Below are 23,249 nucleotides of genomic sequence, written 5' to 3' on the forward strand. Positions count from 1 at the left end.
TAGAACTACTGGAATTTCCCATTCGGAATATTTCTTCGGGTATTAAATAAAACTCTTTTGGAAACATAATTTTACTCCTTTTTTGGTTCGTAGTTATTTTGAGTTAACGCCTGGCTCTGGGGCTGCATGGAGCGCAGCGTAATGCAGTCCCTAGCAGCCGCTTGTTAAGTTCATACCGCGACATTATAACCAGCAGCCTTGAGTTCTTTGATTATTGCGTATCCGCTTTCTTCGACGCTATTTGTGAATGATTTATATACCAAACCATTTACATCGCTAGGTAACGACACTGCACCCGTATGTAGGCAGCAAACCCTCGAACGGCCAAGCTTTCCAACAAAGTAGCCAAATTCAAATATCACATTTGGTCTTGCCCGAAATTCTAATTTTCTCTCGCCTTCCGGCAACTCTGCCTCAGCGGACAAATAGGCAACCTCATCAGGAGTTAGTAAAATGAATGCATATCCCACGTCACTGTGTTTCTCGAATTTTTCGATGATGGTTTTTCCTTCATCTGCTTGCCTATGAAGGACAACCGGCTCAAGACCTAATTCCGTAAGAAATATCTCCAATTCATGCTTAGCTTTCTCATTGTGCCCGTGTACAACAAATACCTTGTTTGATCTAGGAACACCTTCAGCGCTAACTTCTATTGCGCCTATCTCGGGTAGTACTTCATCAGCAATACTAGCTCGAGCTGCCTTTAATGCACTTAGGATCAAGGTTTTAGCATTTGAGAATTTTTCTTGGCCATTGCCTAATACTCTGATTCCAAGACCCCGCTCTAGGGTTTGAGCGGGGACAGAGCCTTCTCCAAACTTTGCATTAATGAATGTCTTGGCTCTAGATTGCCAAACTATCCACTCCTCAGAGTATGCATTTGGGTATCCATACTCCGAAACTCCTGAGCAAAAATTTTTAAAGGTAAAGGCTTCACCTTGTTCAATTAATTCATCGATTACTTTTGATGTTTTGCTCATAACTTCCCTTTGAACTTAACGCTCAAATAAATAGAACCTTTTTCTTGTTTCTATTTTCATTTTCTTGTTAGCACCTTATAGCAGCAAATCCATTGTAGGAGAAATATAAATTGGTTTATGTTGTGGAACCACATAATATTTCCATGGGTCATCTGGCACTATCGACTCAATAGAATATGAATTTAGTTGAATTAACCCTAAATTTTTAAACAATCTAACAAATACCAAACTCAAAAAAAACATCGAGAAAATAGCAGAGATTACCGAAGCTAGGCTATGCGTTGAAGAAAGCTCACAGTGAAAACAGTTATAGGTAAAAGATGAACCCATTGCAAATACGAACAGAAGTAATCCCATCACTGCTAAGGCTATTGTTTTCTTCATATCAATCAAACTCCCTTTTATTCTTCAGTGTGNTCACTGCTAAGGCTATTGTTTTCTTCATATCAATCAAACTCCCTTTTATTCTTCAGTGTGCTAACGCCCAGGTAAGCTGGCCGTAATGCGAGACGGCTTTTGTGGTAGAGTGTAACGGCACCACAAAAGGCGAAACGTGTTACGGGTCAGCTTGACCGACTTGTTATGTGATTTCACTATTATTACGCATGATATTTGTGTTTTTCTCCATTTCCTTTTTTCCTTTTTCTGTATTCATATGAACGTCTAACGCTTCTTTAAAATACAAGCATGTATTTTCGTCTATTGGGGATTTATTAGAATACTTACTGATTGCATATGACTTATATTTTGATTTACTAACTAATGATATAAAATCTGGAAATGCTATTTCGAACTCTTTAACTGATTTTAGATATTTATTTCTTACTGATACAGGACATCTATTTGGCATCATTTCTAGTGCTTCATAAAATCGAGATACTAGTTTTCTTTGCTTTTTCTCTATAGCATTAATTTCACCAGAATTAGCTAGAGAAGAAAATAAAGCTAATACGATTACCCCTATGATCATTTTCATTGATATTTCCTTATGACACATAACAGCTGATTGAATGCAGTAAATCTCGTTAATCTTCAAGCGAGCTTTTACTGATTTCAAGTTATCTTTAATATCAATATTTTACAGTGGAGAAGATAATTTTCAAGCGTTATTACTCCGCTTTACTGCATATAAATACAGGCGTCATTTGTGTTTATTTTTTAAATCAACCACTTACCAATTACAAAGCGTAGTAAACACAAACCCTTGATAAAAAGCTACTTATGCGAGTAGTATATATTTAAGGCAATTCAAGGAGAGAATATAGTGAAAGAGCCACACAAACCTAGGTTTATGACACAAGTTAGAGCCATCATTCGAACACTCAACTATTCGCTTTATACCGAAAGAAATTATGTTTACTGGATTAAGCAGTTTATTCATTATCATCAATTACGACACCCTATAGAAATGAGTGATAATGCGGTCAACAGTTTTCTTACTTATTTACCCGTTATTTTGAAAGCTAGCGTTAAATACAACCATTCATTCTTGGTGAATGGTTTTTCACTTTGCTTATTTTTTTAATATGCAAAAAGACAATTGATGCTAAAAAAAACTCGAATAATTTAACGATATTAAAAAGACAATTCATATCAATTCTATCAATAGTTGCCAGCTTCAAATTTGATATACTCAAGTATTGATATACTCGAGTATTGATATAACAGGCATCGATATAACAGGTAGTCGCCATACAAGACATAGATGAACTAAACAGTATTACTCTCGACTTAATTCAACAGGCAACTAACTAACTTGATCTTGCTTGAACAAACGCTCTAAATCTGAGCGTCCTTTACGTCCAATTTCAATGAGCTTTTCTAAATCATCACGGTGTTCATAAGAATGCTCCAGCATGGCGTTATCGTGAGATTCAAATTCATCCGCTTTTCTAAGTGCCTCCCCCATACTAAAACCGAGCGCATGTAGGGTTGAACTGGCTGCTTCAACACTGCCTTTAAACACTTCGCGAATAACCTGATGTGCGCCAATAGAACGTAATGCCCAGTAACTGGCTCGATTACGTGCACGAGCAATAATTTTAATGTGTGGATAATGCTTGACTAACATACGTGTAATATTTTCGGTGACTTCTGTGCGGTCAGTTGCGACCAAAGCCACTTTTACTTTATCAATTCCGGCGGCTTGCAATACTTCCAAACGCCCTGCTTCACCAAAATACACTTTGTTGCCAAACTGTTTAACAAAGTCTATATGCGCGGCATCTTTATCTAATGCAGTAAAAGGAATTGAGTTAGCCGCTAAAATTCGACCTGTCGCTTGCCCAAAACGACCAAACCCTAAAATTAACACCTCGGGTGTTTCATCGATTTCTGGTGTTGCTGTATCAACTTTATTGTTATCTTCAACACGAAACATTAACCCTATTAAACCAACTAGCGGTGTCGTTAATGCCATTGATAATCCGACTACCAAATTAACCTGCTGAGCCAGCTCAGAACTTAATGAACCAGTTAATTCGGCTTGAGACATCACAACAAAAGCAAACTCTCCGCCTTGACTTAGCATAAAAGCAACAGGTAAACCTTGCCGCCAATCGATTCCTATCCATTTGAACAACCCGCCAATAATCAAACTTTTTACGCCCATAAGGAGAAGCGCATAACCGAGTAAAACCACAGGGTTTTGTAAAAATAATTGGAGATCAAGGGTCATTCCAATCGAGATAAAAAATAATCCCAAAGTAAGTCCTTTAAATGGCTCAATATCACTTTCAAGTTGATGTCTGAAGCTTGAGTTAGCCAGCATAATACCCGCCACAAATGCCCCCATCCCCATCGAAAGCCCTGCCGCATACATTAAAAATGCTGCGCCAGCGACAATCAATAAACTGGAAGCAGTCATACTTTCACGGCTACCATAACGCGCAACCATTTTGAGCAACGGATTAATCATAAATCGGCCAACGAATAACAAAGCGACCGTGGCAATAACACCATACCACCAGGGTTTACTCAAACTCACGGGGCTTGTTGCCATTGACTCAACCAGCAATAATACCGGAATAACGGCCAAATCCTGCATCAATAAGATGGCAAACCCTCGGCGACCACAGCGCGATGCCAAAATGCCTCGCTCAGACATGAGTTGTATCGCAAATGCTGTTGATGACAAGGCAAGAGCTAAACCAATAATAATGGCATAATTCATCATTGGATGAAAAGCATACACCACAATACCAACAATTAACGCAGATAGTCCAATTTGGGTGATACCCAATCCTGCAATATGCTGTTTCATTGACCACAGCTTATCGGGGCTGAGTTCCAGACCAATGACAAAGAGCAATAACACCACACCAATTTCGGAAAAATGCAAAATATCCTGTGGATTTGAAACCAAATCGATACCTGCTGGGCCAATGACGATGCCCGCCACCAGATACCCCAAAATCGCGCCTAACTTAAGTCTGCGAAACAGCGGTACTGCAAAGACAGCTGCAATTAAAAAGAAAAGTAAAACACCAAATGGACCTTGTATGTCCATGATTTTCCCCTTAAGAAGAGTTCAACCATGCGCTCACTCTGCAAAGTTGCTTATTTAAACTGATTTAAACCTATCGGTATCGATTATTTTCGAATATTTAGGCTTGTACTATACTCTTAATTGACAATTTGGGTTAGAGGTCAACGAGTGCAATTACAATATTCCCCAGTCAAGTATTTATCCATTGTCGAACGCGCAGACAATCTACAGATATTTGGTTATTTCCTATTATTGGGGATTTTTATACTATTCTTATTTGTCGGTAGTTTACAGGCAAAGGATAACAGCGAAATTACGCCCCATCACTCTATTCGCTTAGATAGTGATCCAATTAAACTCATTGAGCAATCAGAACAACAACTGCAACAACCACAAAAAGATATTGAGCGTATCAATACCTTGAATAGTCTCATTATGGCCAAGTTAGAGCTTTCACCCGATATCAACTTAACCCAACCAATTAACCAGGCAATCACCCTGTCAAGCAAATTGGAACTCGCCGAATTTCAATGTCATTTTAAACTGGTGAAATATCGGGTTCTCTCTTCAAATAATGCACTTGACGAAGATAATAATTTAATTGCCGATATTGTTGATTGCGCAAAGCGCTACGAAGCAACCTATATTGAAGTCCTTTACCTGTTATTTTACGCCGATAGCCTCATTGCTCAAAGAAATTACTCTCAAGCGGCTGAATTATACATTAAAGCTTTCACGGTTGCTGAGACAATCGATTTAGTTCGATATAAGCGCATTATTCTGATGCGTATGGCACATATGAATAATAATATGAATAACATTGAAGAAGCACATGCCAATGTGGAGCGTGCAATTGCTACTTTGACCGGTAAAAATCAATTTCATGATCTGTCGCTAATTTATATGAGCAAAGCTTATTTTTATGAAAGTGAAAGAAAATTTGATAGTGCTGAAAAATATTATAAAGAGGCTTTAACACTGGCAACAGCCTACAAAAATATTAAAAACATGCATTATTTAAAAGGCAAAATTGCCTATATGGATGAATTAAAAGGTAACATCGAAGCGGCACTTAAAACCTACTTAGAACTTTATCAGGAAGCGTTCGATAAAAACTACATCGATAGACAAGTTTTGGCCGGAATTGCAATTGCCAATATTTATTACAAACAAAGAAAATATGAACAAGCTTTAACACTGATTAACGAAATTGAAGAAAAAGCTTTTAAAATCGAAGATCAGTACTCCATTTCCCAAATATACAAAGCGAAATCTAATATTTTTGAAAAAAAAGTCGAGTGGAAAAAAGCTTACTTTCAGTTAAAGGAATGGATACAAATTCAGCATGAAATTTATCAAAACAGTTCCGAAAAAGACTTAAATCAACTACTTTATGCATTTGAAATTTCGCGACAGGAAAATGAAAACACATTGCTCAAACAAAAAGAAGAATCACAGGCAATTGAAATAAAACAACACAAAACACAACAACACCTTTTTTTAGCCATGATTAGCCTATTTATTTTATCGGTAATCTATCTGCTACATCATGCAGTTCAACAACGGAAAGTACAGAAAAAGCTGGCTAAACTGGCGCTCACTGACGAGCTGACAGGCAGTTCAAACCGCAGAGATGTATTACAAAAACTAGAAGATGAAATCAGTCGAGCACAACGCTACCAACACTCACTCACTATCGCGATTATTGATTTAGATTATTTTAAAAAAATAAATGATAATTTTGGTCATGAAACGGGGGATAAAGTACTCATTGCTTTTGCAAAAATTTGCAAGCAAAACTTACGCGCATCCGACTTAATGGGGCGAGTTGGTGGCGAAGAATGGCTACTGGCTTTTCCACATACCACCATTCATGAAACCGTAGACATTATTAGTCGAATTCAAGCTGACTTTCGCGAAAAAACCATACCGCCAATTGACTATCCGCTAACCTTTAGTGTCGGAGTCACTAACTATCATGATAACGCCGCCACAATAACAGCCATGACTAAAAATGCTGATGAAGCATTATATGAAGCAAAAAACTCGGGAAGAAATAAAATTGTTGTGTCAGCAAAAAGCCATCACTTACAGATTAATGTCGCTTAATATTTTAACTCAGTAGCGCTTCATTCAGCAGTACTCGTTGTTCAACAGTACTCGTTGTTCAACAGTACACTATGTTCAGTAGCACTCGACATTCAACAATACACTTTATTCTTCTTTTTTGTAAACTAATCCGGGATTACAGCGTATCATGGTCAAAGGTTTTGAATCTCGTGTAAGAGATTCTGATGCTCCCAAGAATAAGTAACCACCAGGCTTTAAGCAGTCAATCAATCCGTTAATAACTTTAGTTTTATTTTCGCCAGAAAAATAAATTAAAACATTACGGCAAAATATTACATCAAACTTGCCCACACCGTAAGGCGTACTGAGCAAGTTTAATGGTCGAAAGTTAACTTTATTACGGAGCTTGCTATTAACCTGCCAATCGCCATTATCTAGTGGCGTAAAAAATCGCATTAGTTTATCTCGAGGCATTCCCCGATTTAATTCTATTTGCTGATATACACCAATTCGAGCCTTTTTAAGCACTCTGTCGGATAAGTCAGTAGCAATAATTTCACTGTTAATCGTTGTATCTTCCAGTTGCATAGCAATGGAAAAAGGCTCTTGCCCGGTTGAACAAGCCGCACACCATATGCGTAAATTGAAACTAGTATTACGCATTTCAGGTACAATGTGCGAACGCAAATATTCAAACGGATAAGTGTCACGAAACCACAGCGTTTCATTGGTCGTCATTCGATCAACAACTTCTTTTAATAGCACACTGCCTTGAATACTATTAATTTTATCCAATAGACTCGCCATTGAAGTGAGTCCTTTTTCCTGAATAAAATTACTTAATCGACTGACAACCAAATATTGCTTATTATCACCTAATAATATGCCGCTTTGTTTCTCAAGAATAATCTTGAATCTTTCATAATCTACTGTCGATATTTCCATGAATCAGGATCTTACTGTTAATCTTCTAAGTCCATCCGCTTTTGCACGGCTTCGGCCAGTTCATCTGGATTAAATTTGGGAATAAAATCATTGGCGCCAACTTTTTGCACCATCGCTTCATTAAACACACCACTCAGCGAAGTATGTAACATAACCCACATATGACTGAGCTTTTCATTTGCCCGTATTTCTGCTGTTAATGTATAACCATCCATTTCAGGCATTTCAATATCAGAAATCAGTAACAATACCTCATCATCGAGTCTCTTTCCATCATTTACAATGCCTTCCAGAAAATCCAATGCTTCTCTTCCGTCTTTACACATTTTGGTTTTAAAACCAAGCTGTTCGATCGTGCGTTTTATTTGTCCTCTGGCAACCGCCGAATCATCAGCGATTAACACGACGCGATCTTTAGGTGCTTTACCTGCATTTTTATCAACCAAATCCTGACTAACCATTGCATCATTCGGTGTAATTTCAGCCAGAACTTTTTCCACGTCAATAATTTCAACAATTTCTCCATCAATATCAGTTACCGCAGTCAAATAACTTGACTTACCAGCACCTTTGGGCGGTGGATGAATATCACTCCAATTCATATTGACGATTCGTTCAACCGACTTAACTAAAAAGCCCTGCACTTTTCGATTATATTCTGCAATCACAACAAAGCACTGTGAGACATCACCTAACGAAGGTCCGCCTACAGCCAAACTTAAATCAATTACCGAAATCGTCGCCCCACGAATGTGTGCAACGCCTCGTACAACAGGATTACGTTGTGGTAATTCTGTCAGTTCAGGACACTGCAAAACTTCGCGTACCTTAAAAACATTGATACCGTAAACCTGTTTACCGCGTAATTTAAATAGCAACAACTCCAATCGATTTTGACCGACCATCTGAGTGCGCTGATTAACAGAATCAAGAATACTCGACATTTCAAACCCACCTGAATAAAAACATATAAAAGGACTACGGCACAGTAATTGCTTATTGAGAGTTAAAGATTTTTAATCCGAAAAGTAAGACTGGATAAAATGCCTTAACGATTAATTAACGACCAAAACCCTTAGTGTGATGCAATAAGTATAGTCAAGATTCGAAAAACAACAGGAAAATCATGAAATTAATTAACAATTCCAATTCCACCGTTTGCATTAAAAAGGGCTTGATTATTAAGCAGTTGATTTCAACTCTTTATTTTTGTTTACTCATTTTTATACCTTTTATGACTAACGCAACCTCGTCGAATATCCAATCGATTGAAGAAATTCAAAATGCGGCAAAAAAATTCCTTGAGGAAATGCCGCTTGCTGCCGATAACCCCAATGTTGAGATTGAAGTTGGAGCAATTGATTCCAGACTGAGATTGGTAAAGTGTGAGCAACCACTGGATATTTTTCTGCCTCAAGGTGTACGCCACCGAGGAAAAACCAGCGTAGCTGTTCATTGCCAATCGCCAGTTGCCTGGAAAATTATTATTCCAGCAACCATTACTCAATACCAGATGGCGTGGGTCGTAACACACCGAGTGTCACCCGGCGAGTTACTGACAATGCAGGATATTCAACTGCAAAAAGTTAAAACTCCTCATCACCAGCGCCAGCCACTGTTAAATAAGGACAAAATACTAAGTGCCAATCCTCGTCGGATGATGCGTAAAGGAAGTATTATTTATCAGGACAGTCTTTGCCTGGTATGTCGGGGAGAAACGGTTTCTGTCAGTGCAGATAATGAATTTTTTAGTATTTCGGTGGAAGGAGTCGCGTTGAGTGATGCCATTTTAGGTGAAACTGCTCAGATCAGAAATGCCAAGTCAATGCAAACATTTAGTGCGCAAGTGACAGGCAAAAATCAACTGAGCGTCAATATTACAGGGTCAAATTAAACGATGGTAATGGATATTAAAAGTCTGGTTCCCGGACAAACAAAAGCCAATCTTGGTAAAGCCGATAAAACCAAGAAAAAGACCACAACCGACGCAACTAGCGCCAGCGGTATGTCTGATGCAATAGATACCGACGATTCTGTGAGTTTAAACAAGGCCAGCCAAATTAATCAGCTCGTTGCTCAAATGAAAAGCTGGCCAGCCGCCGATCAAAACCGCATTGCTCCCGTAAAAGAAAAAGTGACCACCGGAAAGTATGAAATCGAATATGAACGCGTTGCCGATAAAATGCTCGATTTTGAAAGTAATTATTATGGCTACTAATTCCTTTGTTCGATAAATCGATTGCTCCATAAATCGATTGTTTCATAAATCTGTTGTCCATAATACATTTATAACCATGCACAGGGTAAACTACCGATTCGCATTCGCGCAAATCATTGAACGATTGTTATCGCAGTTTCACTTTGTTGGTTGCAAGATAAATGAATTATGGTTAAGTACGATTTAACTGATAATCTATGCAAGACCTATTATTATTTTGTCTTTGAATTACCGCAAAGCGACAGGTAATCGCCACCCTAAATCAACCGATTAATCACTATTTGAATGCACTCAGTTTTGAATGCACTCAGTTTCAAATTCATTAAGTACAGTCATAGACAACAATTTAAAACCTGGTATGCACTTTGCTAATTAATTATTAACAGCCGATAAAAAAGACGCTATTTCATTGTCTACCGGCAATAAACGCTAGTATCGAAAATAAGTTGATGCCAGCTGATTAACACTGACAGTTAATTTAAAAGTGGAAAATCAGTGAAAATACCAGGAAAAACATTATGACCACACAACGTGCAACCATTCAAATCAGTAGCCCTGCCCCGCAACACATTGAGCAATTATGTCTTGCGGTTATGAATAGCTGGCTACAAGATTATCAGGCGCTGTTTGATGTTTTAAACAGTGAACAAGCTGCTTTGGAAAAACGTGACTTTAATACACTCAAACAAGTAATTGCCGATAAAAATGCCATCATAAAGAAAATAAACGGACAAAAGTTTCCCCCTTTTATCGATCACAAGGGACTGCAAATTACCAGCTTATCGGGACTGAAAAATTATTGTCAGAATCATCCATCGCTCAGCCAAAACTGGTCCAATCTGATGCAGTTAGTTGAAAAGTGCTGTTTAAAAAATGAGGTGAATGCCCGATTGATAGAATTAATCAGTGCATCGAGTCGCCGAGTTTTTAATATTATTAGAGGGATTGATCCTGATAATAATTTATATAATTCTCAAGGAGATCGAACAACAGTTCGTCATTTCAGTAATTCAATTTCAGCCTAAGCTAAATTTTTGTTCGATATTATCTGGTAAATTTATTGGCCAAATGGTATTTCAGTCACCTAGAGGCCAACCGCCCAACTTTTTCCAACGATTGACAATAAAGCAAAAAAGTTCTGCCGTTTTTTCTGTATCATAAAGTGCCGAATGTGCCTGCTGACTATCAAAGTCAATTTTTGCAGCTTCGCATGCCTTGGCCAATACAGTCTGACCTAAAGCCAGTCCCGACAAGGTTGCCGTATCAAATGTTGTAAAGGGATGAAATGGGTTCCGCTTAGAAGCCACACGATTGGTTGCTGCAACTAAAAATCCCATATCAAATCCCGGATTATGACCAACTAATACACTACGCTGACACTCTGCCGCTTTTTGTTCAGTACGCACCTGTGAAAATATTTGACTTAAGGCTTCTTTTTCGGACACGGCGCCACGTAATGGATTGGTTGGATCGATACCGTTGAAGTCAAGAGAAGCTTGTTCAATATTGGCTCCTTCAAACGGATGCACATGAAAATGTAAACGGCTTGCGGGTTTTAAATTACCTTGTCCATCAAACTGAAGAGTGACGGCAGCTATTTCGAGTAATGCATCAGTGCTGGCATTAAATCCGGCGGTTTCAATATCGATTACAACAGGAAAAAAACCTCTGAACCGGCGACTCATCATGGTCATGAGTGAATATCCTTAAGATAATTGAAGCTGAAAGTTGTCATACGGGAATCTTATTTTTTTAATTCTTTGCGATTCTATCACCAGTAGGCCATATAACCAACTACCACCTGAATAAATTAGTAACTTATTGAAAAACAACAACTATATAAAATTAAAATTTTGTTCAAAATATTTAAGTCGGTATTTTCAATGCCGATATAAAGCTTAGAACAAATTGGGAACAGTTAAATGAGATATCTGATAGATTATCGGAAAAGCAACGCCGGCGACCTTCAAGCGCAGCAACGTACCAACCTGGTTTGGCATGCACCATGGTTGTTACACACGCATTTCAATTTTTTAGGTGCGCTAACAATTTTCATATTGATATCTTTTAGTACACCGGTTTTTGCGGGCTTAAAATATTTTGAAGCCGATATTCATGATGCTAACTGGCAGTTTGAAGGTAATCCGCTTTCTTGTCGGCTGTCGCATGAAATCCCGTATTATGGTCAAGCAATGTTCTCTAAATCAGCAGGCAGCAAGCAGCAGCTCGGATTTTCTTTAAGCTATTTACGTCATCAACAGTTACCCACTAAAACGGCCTCTGTTCATGCTATTGCCCCCACCTGGCGACCAGATATTCCCAGTCGCGAATTAGGAGAGATTAAGATAACACCGGGGCCTTTTATTTTTGAAAATCGCGCAACCAGCAGCTGGCGACTATTATATGAATTAGAGTCGGGTCGCTATCCTACATTTAGCTATCAGGATTTAAACCAACAAGATGCTCAGGTATCAGTTGCCCTTTCTTCCGTTCGCTTTAAACCCGCTTATGAAAAATTTTTAGGTTGTATGGCACAGCTCATTAATTTTGATTTAGAACAAGTAAGTCGTTTGACGCTATACTTTGACTTTGATCGATTTACCATTCGCAAAAACTATCAAGAAAAGTTGCAAGCACTCGCAGCCTACGTTAAATATGATCCCAGCATTGAAGTCGTCATTATCAGCGCACATACCGATAGCAAAGGTTCACGCAGCTACAACTTTAAGCTGTCAGAAAATAGAGCAAATGCCGTTAAAAAAATACTTCAACTTGAGGGAGTTACTGATGATCGTTTTAAACTACTAGCCAATGGAGAACTTAAACCTGCAGCAACCAATCGTAGTAAAAAAGGTCGCGCGTTAAATCGCCGAGTCTATATTCGAATAGCCCAACAGTAATGTACATAAAAACAACTAAAAACGCAGCTTTGCGTCTGTTTCAAGGTCGTTGTACCAATCATTCACAAAGGCAATAACTTTATTGGCCGCTATTGGCCTTGAGAAGTAAAACCCCTGTATAAAATCACAATCAGACTCTTTAAAAAAATCAACTTGATATTGTTCTTCGACACCACAAGCAACCGTTTGAATATCAAATCCTTTAGCTATGGCAATAATTGATTGTAGTAGCTGACGCCCACCTTTTTCTTGATACTCATCCATAATAAATTTGCGATCAATTTTTAAAATATTTAACGGTATCGCTTGTAATATTTTAAGTGAAGAGTAGTCATGACCAAACTCATCAAGTGAAATTTTAACGCCAAGATGACTCAATTTTTCGAGTATTTGTATCGCCAATTTTTCATCTTTAATGACACAGCCTTCTGTAATTTCAAACTCCAAATTTTCCGCAGCTAATCCATAAAGTTGTAAATAATTTTCTACCAACTCAAGCATTCCTTCATTAAAAAGTTGGGTTGCCGAAATATTGATTGAAGCTCTGATTGAATGATATCCAGCATTTCGCCACTGAGCCAAGGCATGACAGACTTGATCAAAAATCCAGTTTCCAATTTCGCAAATTAAATTGGTTTCTTCTGCAACCCCCATAAATTCAGCCGCAGGAATCAAACCCGCTCCTGGGCTTTGCCAGCGGAGAAGCGCTTCAAAAGCCACTAACTCCCCAGTATGAATATTGACGCGAGGTTGAAATTGAACAATGAATTGCTCACTTTCAAGCCCTAACTTTAGATTTTTTTCAATCTCTGCTTTATGTAAAGCATGAACATTCATTTCACGTGTAAAATACTCAACCTGGTTAGCTCCCTGCTTATTGGCTTCTTTTAACGCAAAATTTGCATGTTTAAATAATACTTCGGGTTCATCACCATCTTGCGGATACATGGCTATACCAATATTGCCATTCAATTTAATATGATGCTGCTCAATAATAAAGGGCGTTGTAATTCGATCGATAATTCGATTGGCAATACGAAGCGCGTTTTCAGTTTTTTCAATATCAATTAATACAAATACAAATTCAACCCCAATTATTCGCGCAACCATGGTGAGATTAACCATTTCACTTTCATCACCAAGTGTATTCAGTTGATGGATATCTTCATTAATTTGGTTGTGCTTGATGATATCCCCCGCCCGAATAATTTTCTCAAGTTTTTTACCCATGACTTTAATTAATTTATCTCCAAATTCACTCCCTAAATTTTCATTAATCTCTCGAAAATTACGCAGCTCTAAATGCAGAATCGCAACCAGCTCACTTTTGCGTTTGGCTCTATCGAGTACGGGCGCCAGTTCCTTAATTAAAAACTCTTTATTAGGTAATCCTGTCAGTCGATCAAAATAAGCCAGTTTTTCCAGTGATTTTTTTTGAATCGCATAATTATTGCGCATTACCAACACAGACTCTAATAACTGTTCTATTTCATCTGTTTCAGGGATTAATCCATCTATGGGAATGGGATCCGCTTTGGCAAAATCTCGAATAAACTGGTTGAGATACTCAAGTTTTAACACCAGTAAGCGCTGCAATCGAATTCGATATACCCAAATGAATCCCCCCAAAGTGATCAAATTCATAACAACCAATAAGACTAATATCAGTTGATTATTAATCACCAAATCAGTAATGGTCAGATTTTGTGGGTTTGCAAAAAATAGAAAATAACCCAACACAACAGCCACTTGAGTCAAGATAATTAACAGAATGAATGGAATATAAACTAAAGTCAGTTTATCTTTTAGTCGCACAAGAACTCCCACACCCATTAGTTATTTGTGAAGTTTGATTATTTAAGAAATAAATTGGGTGGTGATAAAACAAGCATAGTTGATATCAATAAAAAATGATCATTCTGATAACAAATAATTCAAATATTGAATAAACAAAAAAGACACTCAGTGATGACTCACGCGATTTGAGCAAAGATAAGCAAAATTATCAGGCCTGAATAAGTTTGCACCTCGCATGGGCAAAGCTGCTAACCCATGCGTTTGGCTTGATAAATAAACTCTGAAGGGGAAAGACCAAACTCAATTTTAAAACAACGACAAAAATAACTGAGTGAAGAAAATCCAACAGCAAACGCTACGGTATTGATACGCTGTCCTTCTAGTAAAAGCGATTTAGACTTTTTTAATCGATAAAAACGAATGTATTCCGTCGGCGTCATATCCATAATCACTTTGAGTTTACGGTTGAATTGACGCTCACTAATTGCCAGCTTTTTAGCCAGATCTTTTACTTTAAGCTCAGTACTGGCGTACATATCTTTCAGTACATTATCAACCGCTGCCATAAAATTGGCATATTGATCGCTGAGTAAATCGCCACGTGCTTCTGCGCTAAAGCTCGCTTCATTTTCTCTATTAACATCATTAATTAACTGATGTATCAATTCAGAGCTTTTAATATTTAATAGCAGATTATCAATATTCGATTGCCCATCAGCCTCTGTTGCTGAAATATTTTGGAGTTGTTGCAACAGGTCAGGTAATAATCGTTTATCTAGCGCTAAAGGCTTGATATTCAGCAAATAAATTGATTGTTTGTTAGTGTTATCTGGTGAAGGGTCCTTAATTTGGTCGATAACTTCATCCAGGTTGACAAGTAGGTAATTTCCAGATTTTTGTTCCATTTTCCCCAATCTTCCTAATTTTAAAATTTAGTACAGCCCCATAAAGCATTAATAATGCCAGAATAATCCATTTCACTTTTTAAATATCTAAGACTTTGATTATTATTGTTTTTATTTTAATTATTATATTAATGACTTAGTTTGGCGGCTATCTTATACTAATTAATATTATCATTAAAGATATTAAAATAACTTTTTTGATATCTCAAAAACGTGTAGATTTCTCTTAATCCAACAATTACCACTATTCATCATATAAACAACTACTTATATAAGTAGCAATATACCCAAACTTAGCGTATCATTTTCATAGAACAGTCAGGCAGCTGAGCAATCATTGATGAGTAGAGACCTAATCACTGGCAAAGTTAACAAGTCCCGGGCAACCATTGAGAATATTGATCACCGATTTTCTCGTTTAACTAAAATTCCAATTACCGACAACTGGTGGCATGAAAACGATCAGTCTTCAGATATTACTGAACTGATCAAAGAACGATCCAAATCGATAATTTCGGTTAATCAATCTCCCGATGTACCATTTGAACAAAGTATTAATCCTTATCGAGGCTGTGAACATGGTTGCGTATATTGCTATGCAAGACCGAGCCACGCCTATTGGGATCTTTCACCGGGATATGATTTTGAATCAAAAATAATCTACAAAGAAAATGCGGTTGAACTACTCGAGAAAAAACTTCGCAGTCGCTCGTATCAATGTAAACCCATTACCATTGGCGCCAATACCGATGCCTATCAACCTATTGAAAAAAAACTCCGTCTTACCCGCAGTTTACTGGAAACCCTACTCAAATATAATCACCCTGTTCACCTGATCACCAAAGGACAGGGAATTATTCGCGATTTGGACATTCTTGCACTACTAGCCCAAAATAATCTGGTTTCAGTTGGTATAAGTCTGACAACCTTAGATAACTCATTAAAAACCATTTTAGAGCCGCGTGCCGCTTCTCCATCTACTCGGCTATCCATCATCTCCAAATTATCAGACTGCGGTGTACCGGTTTCTGTATTGGTGGCCCCTATAATACCAGCCATTAATGATTGTGAAATTGAATCAATTTTAACCGCAGCCAAAGAGAACGGCGCAAAAAATGCGGCCTACATCATGCTTAGGTTGCCACATGAGGTGCAAACCATTTTTATACGTTGGCTAGAACGTCATTACCCACTGCGTAAACAAAAAGTCCTAAACTATCTAAATGAATTAAGAAAAGGTCAACTTAATTCCAATCAGTTTGGTAGCAGAATGACAGGAGAAGGCATATTTGCCGATACTATCAAACAACGATTTGAACTCAGCTGTAAAAAACTGCGTTTAATCCATACACGCGAAGCACCAAGCCAGCTAAATACTGAGCTTTTTTCAAAAGGAAATGATCAGCAGTTAAAATTATTTTAATGACTTAACTAATGACAACAAAGGTTATTGTATCAATCAATTATTTCATCTGATTTTAAAGTTGATATACTAACATTTCTCCCAATCATTCCGGTTGTTGATTACAGGGGCAATATGAGCTCAATAATTTCAATAAAAAACTTAAATAAAACTTATGACTCAGGTTTCCAAGCGCTTAAAAATATTAATCTCGATATTAAACGAGGTGAAATTTTTGCCCTGCTTGGACCTAATGGTGCGGGAAAAACCACATTAATTGGTTCTATTTGCGGTATTGTTAATCCAACTTCAGGGCAAATTATTGCCGACGGTCATGACATTCAAAAATTCTTTCGTCAGGCACGTGAAAAAATTGGCCTAGTACCACAAGAGTTAACGACAGAAGCCTTCGAAAGTGTTAAAGCCACTGTCACATTCAGTCGTGGTTTATTTGGTAAACCAGATAACCCCGCTTACATTGAATCCTTATTAAAGCAATTATCGCTATGGGATAAAAAGAATTCGCGAATGATGGCACTTTCAGGTGGAATGAAACGGCGCGTGATGATTGCCAAAGCACTCTCGCACGAACCCAGTATTTTATTTTTAGATGAACCAACGGCAGGTGTTGATGTTGAATTACGCCGAGATATGTGGGAAATGGTCAGGCAACTTCGCGACCAAGGCGCAACGATTATTCTGACCACTCACTATATTGAAGAAGCCGAAGAAATGGCTGACAGAATAGGCGTAATAAATAAAGGTGAGATCATTCTGGTTGAAGAAAAAGAACAACTTATGCGTCAGTTAGGTAAACGTCAGTTAACCTTACACCTGCAAACCCCCATTGCTGCAATTCCGAATGAACTAAGTCATTTACCCTTGAGTCTGAATAATCATGGTCAAGAATTAACTTATACTTTTGATACACAAAGTGAACACACGGGTATTGCCGAACTATTAAAACAGCTTAGTCGACACGGTATCGATTTTAAAGATCTTAACTCCACCCAAAATTCACTCGAAGATATTTTTGTTAATCTCGTCAGGTCAAATACATGAATTTTTACGCCATAAAAGCCATCTATAAGTTCGAAATGGCGCGTACTGCACGCACATTAATGCAAAGCATTGCCTCGCCAGTTTTGTCTACTTCACTTTATTTTATTGTTTTTGGTGCAGCAATTGGTTCAAGAATGGGTGATATTAATGGTATCAGTTACGGTGCATTTATTATTCCCGGTCTTGTTATGTTGGCACTTCTCAGTGAAAGTATTTCTAATGCCTCATTTGGAATATTTTTCCCTAAATTCTCTGGTACCATTTACGAAGTTTTATCGGCGCCGATTTCTTTTGTTGAAATTGTCTTGGGCTATGTTGGTGCGGCAGCGAGTAAATCTATCATTCTTGGGTTATTAATTTTATTAACCGCAAGATTTTTTGTTGATTATCATATTGCTCATCCTTTTTGGATGATTGGCTTTCTGGTTTTAACCGCAATAACCTTTAGCCTGTTTGGGTTTATTATTGGAATTTGGGCTGACAACTTTCAAAAATTACAAGTTATCCCGTTAATGGTCATTACGCCACTTACATTTCTTGGCGGCAGCTTTTACTCGATTAGTATGCTACCACCACTATGGCAAAAAATTACTTTGTTTAACCCGGTTGTTTATTTAATCAATGGCTTTCGCTGGAGCTTTTACGATGTAGCAGATGTTGAAGTTGAAATCAGTGTCGGTATGACATTTATGTTTATGTTAATTTGCTTGGGTATTATCTGGTGGATATTTAAAACCGGTTATCGACTACGCCAATAAGGCTAGCTTGAAGCTCTAAGTTCTAAGTTTTAAGTTTTAAGTTTTAAATAATAAGTTTAATCCGTATTTATAAAATCACTTTTACAATGGTGAGCCAAAGATACATCATTGACTCATCATTGTTTTGAACGACCAAGTTAATTTTTAATAAATTCTGATAAATTTCGATAATATGCGTCATGATCCGAGATATCATTGTGCATCGCTTCTGGGATAACAACATAGCTTAACTGCTGCTCAGAAAACTCACTGGCCAAAGCTTCGGTTCTTTCTCGAGGAATCACTTCATCTTGCTCAGCAGCAATAATCAATACCGGTTTATGAATATTTTTAGCCCGTTCATTAGACCGATATTTGTCACGTAATAAAAATTTTACTGGGAAAAAAGGAAATTTTTCTTGTGCTACATTTTCAATACTGTCGAAAGGCGTTATTAAAATCAGTTTCTCAATATTTCTTTGTGTCGCCAGATAGGTAGCCACACCACTCCCTAAACTTCGTCCTAAAACATGAATTTGTTTATGCTTATTCTTAATATAATCATATACGGCAAGCGCATCATGATAGTTATGTTTTTCGCTTACCATGCCAGTACTACCACCATAGCCACGATAGTTTAGTAAATATACTGTCACATCGGCTAATTGCGTTTGCAATTCTCCAGCACTTTGCGCAACGACTTCAGCATTACCGCCAAAATAAATTAATGCCTGTTGACGTTCTGGATTCACAGTAATCAGTTTGACAACATCTTGCCCTGATTTTAATAACGTTTCAGCAAACGAATGTTGAATTTTTGACGTTGGAAAATACAACAGTTGACGCTGAAACAAGTAGAGTAAAGCACAAATTGCCAAATAAAAAATAATTACAACCACTAATAATTTCATAGGGCGCCCATAAATCAGCATAAAATTTAAGTATTAAGTTTATCAATAACCCTAGCATAACGATAAACACCAATACAACCAATTATCAATGCAATCAATCACTCATGATCACACTTGCAATATCAACAAGTGTAATCAATTTTTTTTATCTGTTACGAATTATTTAACAAATGGCAAGACTTTAAATCACATTGTTATAGGCGACATTGATCATTTAAATATTTTTGTACTATCTAGTGAAACTGACTTTTCGCCCTTAGGACAATACGCTACTTTTTACTCCATTAGTTTTTATTTCGTTATTTTTTATTTTGATTGATTCGCTGATTTATCCGTATCAACTGATATTGGAGCATGAGTCTCGGTTGATTGAGTCTCGGTTGATTGAGTGTCGGTTGAATTAGCAGAACGCTTAAACAGAAGCTTTCGTGATTCTCCAGGTACAGAAAAATAATCAATCGGACCCGCATGTAATTGAGCCGGAACCAGCTGAGGGACATGAATACCAATAATTTGTTGTGCCTTGATGATTTGTTGTACGATTTCGAGTCCCTCTTCACTTAAACCAAACCAGTATGGTGGAAAGGCAGTATCCGTTGGTATACTGTCAAAAAATGTTTGAAAAGGTCGATAATGTTGCTTATCCGGATCAGCGTCGCCCATATGAACAATCCTGACTCCCTTATCTAATGCAACAAAAAAGAGTAGGTTTTGCACATTGGCTCGACCGGGCCATCCAGCGTGTGGAATTCTTAGTGCATGTACATTCAATTCATCTGCAACATAATTAGTTGGGGCATCACCAAATGCTAAATCAACCGATGTGATTTGTGTTTTAATCGCTTGATAGTTAGCCGTTTTCTGTAACATAGATACAGCTTGTGAAGGTGCAAATAGTTTAACGTGTGAATATTTTTTCAAGTAAACACTCACGGCTTTGGCATCAAAGTGATCTTCATGGGCATGACTGATAAAAATGGCACTGACGTTATCATAGGGCGGCTGGTTATTCATTACCGCTTGCTTGATTTTTTCGGGTACTAGGGTATAAATTTGATAGTTATTATGAAAAAAGGGATCAAATAATATTTTATGTTTTCCACTTTGCACAATAATGCCTTCGTTAGCCAAATAACGCGCTGTTGCAGTTAGTTCATGGGCGATGGAGAATTGAGCGCAAGCGATAAACAATAAAAAACTTACTATTTGCCGAATAATTATAAGCATGTATCATTCTCCGTAGTTATGAGTTTCGTTTTCGTTATTTGTATGAACAATCTATCTACGCGACAAGTTATCGTTAGCGGTAATATTAGCTTGAATGATTTGTACCTTTACCAATCCTATTCACCATTTACCTTTTTGTGCAATAATTATGATGAGTAAACAAGTACTTTTATTCCATTCTAAAGTTATCAGTGTAAAGTAGTCAGTTTAAAAATCAATCCGATTTGAAAAATTCAACCTATCGATAACGATTCATCGGGTACAGGTTTATGCATTGATTACTGGCTTGGTTTTACTTTTTTAAAGGCCGAGGAAATGACAAAATTCCCGTAGAAAAACCTGTACCTAATAAAATAACACTCGATGCCAATAGCGTTTCCAAAGTCAGTATTTCCGCAAGAAAAATAGCCCCCCAAATAACACCAAAAATTGGAATTAAAAAAGTAACGGTGGTGGAATTGGTCGGTCCGATTCGCCTTAATAGTCGAAAGTACATAATTTGGGCTAATCCGGTACAGACTATGCCTAACACAATAACATTAATCCAGCTTAGCAGAGATGGCGTTTGATTAGGCCAAAAATAAATCGCCAGCGGCATTAATAATAATGTCGATGCTAACAGGCTACCAAAAGATAAGCTTAGCGGATGAATATGTGACAAGCGCTGTTTGGCAAAGTTAGCAGTCATTCCATAACACGCAGCTGCCAAAAGTCCAGCAATAATAGCACCACTAGAATCACTCAAGTCAAACGAGACTTTTCCCCAAACCAGCATTACAACCCCACTAACACCAACAATGAGTCCAAATGTAGTCATGCGGGTTAATTGATATCGCCCCCAGATTACTGCAATAATTGTCGCAAATATAGGCGTTGTTGCATTGATAATTGAAGTAAATCCAGCAGTTAGATAAAGCGTTGCATAAGCCAGCAACGTAAATGGCATTGCTGAATTCAGCAAGCCCAAAAGCGCAAAGTCAGCAATATTTTCAGTGACGATTAATTGCTTCTTCCGATAAATAACAATCGGCAACAAAAATAGCACGGCTATCAAAATACGTGTAAAAATTAATGGAATTGCACCAAACTCAGGTGCCGCAACTCGCATAAATAAAAACGAAGCGCCCCAAATTGCGGCAAGCAAAGTCAAGTCAATAATATCCCTGAATTTCATTAATTATTTACTCCAACTCAAAACTTTCAATCACAACCAAGTCGATATTAATCAGCGGCTATACTTTCTTAGCTTCAAGGAAGCGCTACCCACAAAATTAAATCTCAATTAATTAGTACTTAAATCTCTATTTTAATTTGCTTGAGTGACGCCAGAATAACGCGTCGTCAAATTGTTAATAATTTCAGGACGAAATTAATTTAATTTTTCCAGCTTCTAATTCTAGCAATCGCTGTTTGCGCCAAAGTCCACCAGCATAGCCTGTCAATTTACCATCTTTGCCAAGTATACGATGACACGGAATAACAATTGCAATCCGATTATCAGCATTTGCTTTCGCTACAGCTCTCACCGCTTTTGGCCGTTCAATCACAGCGGCTTGCTGCTGATAACTACGCGACTGACCGTAAGGCACATCAATTAATGCTTGCCAAACTTCTCTTTGAAATACAGTTCCGGGCAAATCCAGCGGCACCGAAAAACGCTTTTGCTGTCCACAAAAATATTGGTGTAATTCTGTTGACAGTTGTTCGATAAATGGGTGAGTGCCTAAAACAAAACGTGACTTAAATAATTTTGCCAAGCGCTCAATTTGTATTTGCAATCTGATTCGGTCGGCAAATTCTAACAAACAAATACCTTGCTCAGAGGTCCCAGCTATCATAACACCTAACGGTGTTGGCAGGTAGGCAATCGTAATGGTATGTTGAAACTGATTAGTACCTGGGCTTTGACCAAACTGCTTTTTAAAAGCTTGATGAAATCCACTTAATGATTCGTAACCCGACTCAAAAGCAGTGCTGGTAACCTGAGCACGATTTGTTATTTTTTGTGCTGCAAAATCCAAGCGTTGTTCTCGCAAATAACATTGAAAAGTTACCCCATAATTTTGTTTAAACCAGCGCCGTACTCTAGCCGGATCAATACCCATTTTTTGAATTGACTCATCGGTCAATCTCAAATTAGGTTGCTCAGTACTAGTTGATAATTTAATTTGTTCGAGTAATGGTTTAATCCAATCAGGTATTTCACCTGCCGACTTTGTTGGCTGACAAATTTTACAAGGTCGAAATCCTTGGGCAACTGCTTGTTTGGCCGTTGCAAAATATTCAACATTAACCATTTTGGGCGTTTTGGCTCGACAAGTTGGCCGACAAAAAATACCCGTGGTTTTTACCGCAAAAACAAAAATGCCTTCAAACCGACTATCTTTATTCACTACGGCACGATACATCGTTTTTACTTGCGGTAATGATATGGTCATACGGTAATACTCCGTTCGCTCCAGTACAAAATGTACTCCTGATAGTACATCTTCTTGCTTAAGTAGTCGTCCCTGAAAAAAGAAAAACTCATCAATTTTCTCTCAAGGAAATGCACGTTGAAGCGCTTTTATCATTGAGTTTAACGCAACAAATCTCGTCAGGCGATTAA

The 23,249-nt window shown here is 37.7% G+C and carries 21 protein-coding genes; 9 read left to right on the forward strand and 12 right to left on the reverse strand.

Annotated elements, in window-relative coordinates; genetic code table 11:
• Window positions 1-170: 170 nt before the first annotated feature.
• Window positions 171-980 (reverse strand): TIR domain-containing protein, encoded by an 810-nt coding sequence (locus ABVT42_RS20560; RefSeq protein WP_353897839.1) that lies wholly within the window; start codon window positions 978-980, stop codon window positions 171-173.
• Window positions 981-1,560: 580 nt separating this feature from the next.
• Window positions 1,561-1,956 (reverse strand): hypothetical protein, encoded by a 396-nt coding sequence (locus ABVT42_RS20565; protein WP_353897838.1) that lies wholly within the window; start codon window positions 1,954-1,956, stop codon window positions 1,561-1,563.
• 288 nt (window positions 1,957-2,244) lie between these two features.
• On the opposite strand from ABVT42_RS20565, the gene ABVT42_RS20570 reads away from it, so the two are divergent.
• Window positions 2,245-2,505: a phage integrase N-terminal SAM-like domain-containing protein gene (locus ABVT42_RS20570; RefSeq protein ID WP_353897837.1), complete on the forward strand. Its 261-nt coding sequence runs from the start codon at window positions 2,245-2,247 to the stop codon at window positions 2,503-2,505.
• Window positions 2,506-2,727: 222 nt separating this feature from the next.
• Here the strand turns inward: ABVT42_RS20570 and ABVT42_RS20575 are convergent, their stop codons facing one another.
• Window positions 2,728-4,488 (reverse strand): monovalent cation:proton antiporter-2 (CPA2) family protein, encoded by a 1,761-nt coding sequence (locus tag ABVT42_RS20575; protein WP_353897836.1) that lies wholly within the window; start codon window positions 4,486-4,488, stop codon window positions 2,728-2,730.
• 147 nt (window positions 4,489-4,635) lie between these two features.
• Here ABVT42_RS20575 and ABVT42_RS20580 point away from each other — a divergent pair, with 147 nt between their 5' ends.
• Window positions 4,636-6,576 carry a tetratricopeptide repeat-containing diguanylate cyclase gene (locus ABVT42_RS20580; RefSeq protein WP_353897835.1) on the forward strand — a complete coding sequence of 647 codons (1,941 nt, stop codon included), beginning with the start codon at window positions 4,636-4,638 and terminating at the stop codon, window positions 6,574-6,576.
• 105 nt (window positions 6,577-6,681) lie between these two features.
• Here ABVT42_RS20580 and ABVT42_RS20585 read toward each other — a convergent pair whose 3' ends face one another.
• Window positions 6,682-7,482 (reverse strand): CheR family methyltransferase, encoded by an 801-nt coding sequence (locus ABVT42_RS20585; protein ID WP_353897834.1) that lies wholly within the window; start codon window positions 7,480-7,482, stop codon window positions 6,682-6,684.
• A 17-nt stretch (window positions 7,483-7,499) separates the two neighbouring features.
• Window positions 7,500-8,426 carry a chemotaxis protein gene (locus ABVT42_RS20590; protein ID WP_353897833.1) on the reverse strand — a complete coding sequence of 309 codons (927 nt, stop codon included), beginning with the start codon at window positions 8,424-8,426 and terminating at the stop codon, window positions 7,500-7,502.
• 182 nt (window positions 8,427-8,608) lie between these two features.
• Between ABVT42_RS20590 and flgA the strand changes: the two genes are divergently transcribed.
• From flgA to ABVT42_RS20605, 3 genes are all read left to right on the forward strand, one after another.
• Window positions 8,609-9,376, forward strand: coding sequence for a flagellar basal body P-ring formation chaperone FlgA (flgA, locus tag ABVT42_RS20595; RefSeq protein ID WP_353897832.1), 768 nt, complete (start codon window positions 8,609-8,611; stop codon window positions 9,374-9,376).
• 9 nt (window positions 9,377-9,385) lie between these two features.
• Window positions 9,386-9,700, forward strand: a complete 315-nt coding sequence (flgM, locus tag ABVT42_RS20600) for a flagellar biosynthesis anti-sigma factor FlgM (protein WP_367024344.1) — start codon at window positions 9,386-9,388, stop codon at window positions 9,698-9,700.
• Between the two features lie 518 nt (window positions 9,701-10,218).
• The gene (locus ABVT42_RS20605) at window positions 10,219-10,725 is read left to right on the forward strand and encodes a flagella synthesis protein FlgN (RefSeq protein ID WP_353897830.1); all 507 of its coding nucleotides are present in this window, start codon (window positions 10,219-10,221) and stop codon (window positions 10,723-10,725) included.
• Between the two features lie 51 nt (window positions 10,726-10,776).
• Here the strand turns inward: ABVT42_RS20605 and rnt are convergent, their stop codons facing one another.
• Entirely contained in the window at window positions 10,777-11,385 is a 609-nt protein-coding gene (gene rnt, locus ABVT42_RS20610) for a ribonuclease T (protein ID WP_353897840.1), read from the reverse strand.
• A 237-nt stretch (window positions 11,386-11,622) separates the two neighbouring features.
• Between rnt and ABVT42_RS20615 the strand changes: the two genes are divergently transcribed.
• Window positions 11,623-12,600 (forward strand): flagellar protein MotY, encoded by a 978-nt coding sequence (locus tag ABVT42_RS20615; RefSeq protein WP_353897829.1) that lies wholly within the window; start codon window positions 11,623-11,625, stop codon window positions 12,598-12,600.
• A 15-nt stretch (window positions 12,601-12,615) separates the two neighbouring features.
• On the opposite strand, the gene ABVT42_RS20620 is transcribed toward ABVT42_RS20615, so the two are convergent.
• On the reverse strand, window positions 12,616-14,415 hold the full coding sequence (locus ABVT42_RS20620; RefSeq protein ID WP_353897828.1) for a putative bifunctional diguanylate cyclase/phosphodiesterase: 1,800 nt from the start codon (window positions 14,413-14,415) through the stop codon (window positions 12,616-12,618).
• Between the two features lie 230 nt (window positions 14,416-14,645).
• The gene (locus ABVT42_RS20625; RefSeq protein ID WP_353897827.1) at window positions 14,646-15,302 is read right to left on the reverse strand and encodes a helix-turn-helix domain-containing protein; all 657 of its coding nucleotides are present in this window, start codon (window positions 15,300-15,302) and stop codon (window positions 14,646-14,648) included.
• A 340-nt stretch (window positions 15,303-15,642) separates the two neighbouring features.
• On the opposite strand from ABVT42_RS20625, the gene ABVT42_RS20630 reads away from it, so the two are divergent.
• The 3 genes from ABVT42_RS20630 (at window position 15,643) to ABVT42_RS20640 (ending at window position 18,524) form a co-directional block, all read left to right on the forward strand.
• Window positions 15,643-16,725 (forward strand): PA0069 family radical SAM protein, encoded by a 1,083-nt coding sequence (locus ABVT42_RS20630; protein WP_353897826.1) that lies wholly within the window; start codon window positions 15,643-15,645, stop codon window positions 16,723-16,725.
• A 114-nt stretch (window positions 16,726-16,839) separates the two neighbouring features.
• Window positions 16,840-17,766, forward strand: a complete 927-nt coding sequence (locus ABVT42_RS20635) for an ABC transporter ATP-binding protein (protein ID WP_353897825.1) — start codon at window positions 16,840-16,842, stop codon at window positions 17,764-17,766.
• Complete coding sequence (locus tag ABVT42_RS20640; protein ID WP_353897824.1) at window positions 17,763-18,524, forward strand: ABC transporter permease; 762 nt, start codon at window positions 17,763-17,765, stop codon at window positions 18,522-18,524. The genes ABVT42_RS20635 and ABVT42_RS20640 overlap by 4 nt, the downstream gene beginning before the upstream one ends.
• 137 nt (window positions 18,525-18,661) lie before the next feature.
• Here the strand turns inward: ABVT42_RS20640 and ABVT42_RS20645 are convergent, their stop codons facing one another.
• From ABVT42_RS20645 to ABVT42_RS20660, 4 genes are all read right to left on the reverse strand, one after another.
• A complete protein-coding gene (locus tag ABVT42_RS20645) occupies window positions 18,662-19,414 on the reverse strand; it encodes an alpha/beta hydrolase (RefSeq protein WP_353897823.1) in 753 nt (250 codons plus the stop codon).
• A 306-nt stretch (window positions 19,415-19,720) separates the two neighbouring features.
• Window positions 19,721-20,641 (reverse strand): MBL fold metallo-hydrolase, encoded by a 921-nt coding sequence (locus tag ABVT42_RS20650; RefSeq protein WP_353897822.1) that lies wholly within the window; start codon window positions 20,639-20,641, stop codon window positions 19,721-19,723.
• Between the two features lie 292 nt (window positions 20,642-20,933).
• A complete protein-coding gene (locus ABVT42_RS20655) occupies window positions 20,934-21,815 on the reverse strand; it encodes a DMT family transporter (RefSeq protein WP_353897821.1) in 882 nt (293 codons plus the stop codon).
• Window positions 21,816-21,999: 184 nt separating this feature from the next.
• A complete protein-coding gene (locus ABVT42_RS20660) occupies window positions 22,000-23,079 on the reverse strand; it encodes a bifunctional transcriptional activator/DNA repair enzyme AdaA (protein ID WP_367024347.1) in 1,080 nt (359 codons plus the stop codon).
• Window positions 23,080-23,249: the final 170 nt, after the last annotated feature.

The sequence above is a fragment of the Aliikangiella maris genome (assembly GCF_040719265.1).
In the GTDB taxonomy this organism is placed as follows: Bacteria; Pseudomonadota; Gammaproteobacteria; order Enterobacterales; family Kangiellaceae; genus Aliikangiella; species Aliikangiella maris.

Excerpts from the sequence above, each read along its gene's own strand:
- ABVT42_RS20560 (WP_353897839.1), bottom strand. The coding sequence starts at position 980 with ATGAGCAAAACATCAAAAGTAATCGATGAATTAATTGAACAAGGTGAA.
- ABVT42_RS20565 (WP_353897838.1), bottom strand. The coding sequence starts at position 1,956 with ATGAAAATGATCATAGGGGTAATCGTATTAGCTTTATTTTCTTCTCTA.
- ABVT42_RS20575 (WP_353897836.1), bottom strand. The coding sequence starts at position 4,488 with ATGGACATACAAGGTCCATTTGGTGTTTTACTTTTCTTTTTAATTGCA.
- ABVT42_RS20585 (WP_353897834.1), bottom strand. The coding sequence starts at position 7,482 with ATGGAAATATCGACAGTAGATTATGAAAGATTCAAGATTATTCTTGAG.
- ABVT42_RS20590 (WP_353897833.1), bottom strand. The coding sequence starts at position 8,426 with ATGTCGAGTATTCTTGATTCTGTTAATCAGCGCACTCAGATGGTCGGT.
- flgA (WP_353897832.1), top strand. The coding sequence starts at position 8,609 with ATGAAATTAATTAACAATTCCAATTCCACCGTTTGCATTAAAAAGGGC.
- flgM (WP_367024344.1), top strand. The coding sequence starts at position 9,386 with ATGGATATTAAAAGTCTGGTTCCCGGACAAACAAAAGCCAATCTTGGT.
- ABVT42_RS20605 (WP_353897830.1), top strand. The coding sequence starts at position 10,219 with ATGACCACACAACGTGCAACCATTCAAATCAGTAGCCCTGCCCCGCAA.
- rnt (WP_353897840.1), bottom strand. The coding sequence starts at position 11,385 with ATGAGTCGCCGGTTCAGAGGTTTTTTTCCTGTTGTAATCGATATTGAA.
- ABVT42_RS20615 (WP_353897829.1), top strand. The coding sequence starts at position 11,623 with ATGAGATATCTGATAGATTATCGGAAAAGCAACGCCGGCGACCTTCAA.
- ABVT42_RS20625 (WP_353897827.1), bottom strand. The coding sequence starts at position 15,302 with ATGGAACAAAAATCTGGAAATTACCTACTTGTCAACCTGGATGAAGTT.
- ABVT42_RS20630 (WP_353897826.1), top strand. The coding sequence starts at position 15,643 with ATGAGTAGAGACCTAATCACTGGCAAAGTTAACAAGTCCCGGGCAACC.
- ABVT42_RS20635 (WP_353897825.1), top strand. The coding sequence starts at position 16,840 with ATGAGCTCAATAATTTCAATAAAAAACTTAAATAAAACTTATGACTCA.
- ABVT42_RS20640 (WP_353897824.1), top strand. The coding sequence starts at position 17,763 with ATGAATTTTTACGCCATAAAAGCCATCTATAAGTTCGAAATGGCGCGT.
- ABVT42_RS20645 (WP_353897823.1), bottom strand. The coding sequence starts at position 19,414 with ATGAAATTATTAGTGGTTGTAATTATTTTTTATTTGGCAATTTGTGCT.
- ABVT42_RS20650 (WP_353897822.1), bottom strand. The coding sequence starts at position 20,641 with ATGCTTATAATTATTCGGCAAATAGTAAGTTTTTTATTGTTTATCGCT.
- ABVT42_RS20655 (WP_353897821.1), bottom strand. The coding sequence starts at position 21,815 with ATGAAATTCAGGGATATTATTGACTTGACTTTGCTTGCCGCAATTTGG.
- ABVT42_RS20660 (WP_367024347.1), bottom strand. The coding sequence starts at position 23,079 with ATGACCATATCATTACCGCAAGTAAAAACGATGTATCGTGCCGTAGTG.